The sequence below is a fragment of the Saccharomonospora iraqiensis subsp. iraqiensis genome (genome assembly GCF_000430445.1).
Lineage (GTDB): Bacteria > Actinomycetota > Actinomycetes > Mycobacteriales > Pseudonocardiaceae > Saccharomonospora > Saccharomonospora iraqiensis.
On record NZ_KE387057.1, the window covers coordinates 51,332 to 53,539 of the forward strand.

Genomic DNA, 2,208 nt, shown 5'->3' on the forward strand with positions numbered 1-2,208 from the left:
CGTCCGTGGGGCCGCGCCGCGTCCGGCCCCGCCGGTCGGGGGCGGGGCACTCCACGGCGGCGGACAGTCCCGGGCGGAGGGGTCGTCGCTGAGGACCCCGCGGAGGTGGCGCAGCGCCGACACGCCGTCCATCAGCGCGTGGTGGATCTTGCTGTAGAGCGCGAACCGACCGTCCTCGAGGCCTTCGATCAGGTGGATCTCCCAGAGCGGCCGGTGCCGGTCCAGTGGTGTGCTGTGCAGCCGGGAGGTCAGTTCCAGCAACTCCCGGACCCGGCCGGGTCCGGGCAGTGCGGAGTGCCGGAAGTGGTAGTCGAGGTTGAGTTCGGGGTCCTCGGCCCAGGACAGGTAGCCCCGGGTGCTCACCGGGTTCGCGGGTCGCCGCCGGAACACCCGCCGGGTGCGGGTGTGCCGGAGCAGCCCGGCACGGACCTCGCGCAGGTGGTCGGGTCCGGCGTCGGCGGGCGGGGTGAACAGTTCGAGGCCCCCGACATGCATCGGGTGTTCGCGGGTCTCGATCGCGAGAAACACCGAGTCCGTGATCGGCATCAACGTCATCGCGCCTCATTCCGCCGCCCCGACGACGTGGCGACACGTCGTGGTGGCGAGTCTACGTAACTACGGTGGGTCCATGACGACGATTCCCACCGATCCGGACACCGGCGAGTTCCATCGCGCCCCGAACCACTTCACCGCCCGCATCACCGCCGACGGCCGGGACGGTTGGCCGGTCGAACCGGGCCGTTACCGCCTGGTGGTCAGCCGGGCGTGCCCGTGGGCGAGCCGCGGGCTGGTGGTGCGCCGGTTGCTCGGGTTGGAGGACGCGCTGTCCGTCGCCGTGGCCGACCCGATCCAGGACGAGAAGAGCTGGCGGTTCACCCTCGACCCGGACGGCCGCGACCCGGTGCTCGGCATCCGGTACCTCGCCGAGGCGTACCACGCGGCCGAACCGGACTACGACGGCGGAATCAGCGTGCCCGCGATCGTCGACGTACCCAGCGGCAGGCTGGTGACCAACGACTACCCGCGGATCACACTCGATCTGTCGACGGAGTGGACCGCGCACCACCGCCCGGGTGCCCCCGACCTCTATCCGGAGAACCTGCGCGACGAGATCGACGCGATCAACCGCCGGGTGCACGCGGACGTCAACGCCGCCGTGTACGAAGCGGGCTTCGCCACCACCCGGGCGGCCTACACCGACGCCTACGACCGGCTGTTCGCGTGCCTGGACGAGCTCTCCGACCGGCTGGAACACCGCCGCTATCTGGTCGGTGACAGCATCACCGAGGCCGACATCCGCCTGTTCACCACGCTCGTGCGGTTCGACGCCGTCTACCACGGCCACTTCAAGTGCAACCGGCACAAACTCACCGAGCTGCCGGTGCTGTGGGCCTACGCCCGCGACCTGTTCCAGACGCCCGGCTTCGGCGACACGGTCGACTTCGACCACATCAAGCGGCACTACTACCAGGTGCACGAGCAGATCAACCCGACGCGGATCGTGCCGAAGGGGCCCGACCTCACCGGCTGGACGCGCCCGCACGGCCGGGAGGAACTGGGCGGCAGGCCGTTCGGCGACGGGACCCCGCCCGGGCCGCCGCCGGAGTCCGAGCGTCCGGACGAGCCAGTGGTGACCGGGCCCTGAGCAAGATCGTATCCTCGCCCGGTGTCGTCGACCGGTGCGCGCAGCGTTGTGGCGACCCTGTCCGAGCTCGGGGTCGAGGTCACGTTCGGGCTGCCCGGTGTCCACACGCTCGAGCTGTGGGACGCGCTGGGGGAGTCCGACATCGCCGTCGTGGGGGTGCGGCACGAACAGGCGGCCGGGCACGCCGCCGACGGTTTCGCCCGCGCCACCGGTGACCTCGGCGTCGCCCTGGTGACGACCGGCCCCGGCGCCGCGAACACCGTCACCGCGATGGGGGAGGCCCTGGCCTCGGCGTCGGCGGTGCTGCTGATCACCACCGAGGTGCCGACCGACCTGCGCACCCCGGGCACGGTCCGGGGCAGCCTGCACGAGATGGCCGACCAGCGGGCACTGTTCCGCCCGGTCACGAAGGCGACGTTCGGTGTCGACCACCCGGCCGCGATCGCCGGGGTGCTGCGCCGCGCCGCCCGTGCGGCGCTGAGTCCGCAGAGCGGGCCCGTCTACGTCGGGATCCCCGCCGATCTCCTGCACCGCGATCCGGCGGTGCCCGGGTCCGGCGCGCG

3 protein-coding genes are annotated in these 2,208 nt (G+C 72.2%); 2 read left to right on the plus strand and 1 reads right to left on the minus strand.

Annotated elements, in window-relative coordinates; all coding sequences use genetic code 11:
- Positions 1–555, minus strand: a 555-nt coding sequence (locus tag ACTIR_RS0104775; protein WP_026453422.1) for a wax ester/triacylglycerol synthase domain-containing protein, incomplete at its 3' end; no start/stop codon positions are given.
- A gap of 73 nt (positions 556–628) precedes the next feature.
- Here ACTIR_RS0104775 and ACTIR_RS0104780 point away from each other — a divergent pair.
- Positions 629–1,645, plus strand: a complete 1,017-nt coding sequence (locus ACTIR_RS0104780; protein WP_026453423.1) for a glutathione S-transferase family protein — start codon at positions 629–631, stop codon at positions 1,643–1,645.
- 21 nt (positions 1,646–1,666) lie between these two features.
- Positions 1,667–2,208: thiamine pyrophosphate-binding protein (locus ACTIR_RS0104785; RefSeq protein WP_161629615.1), on the plus strand; the 542-nt coding region annotated here is incomplete at its 3' end.

What these genes read in the sequence shown, in the direction of transcription:
- ACTIR_RS0104780 (WP_026453423.1), top strand. Translation starts at nt 629, where the DNA reads ATGACGACGATTCCCACCGATCCGGACACCGGCGAGTTCCATCGCGCC.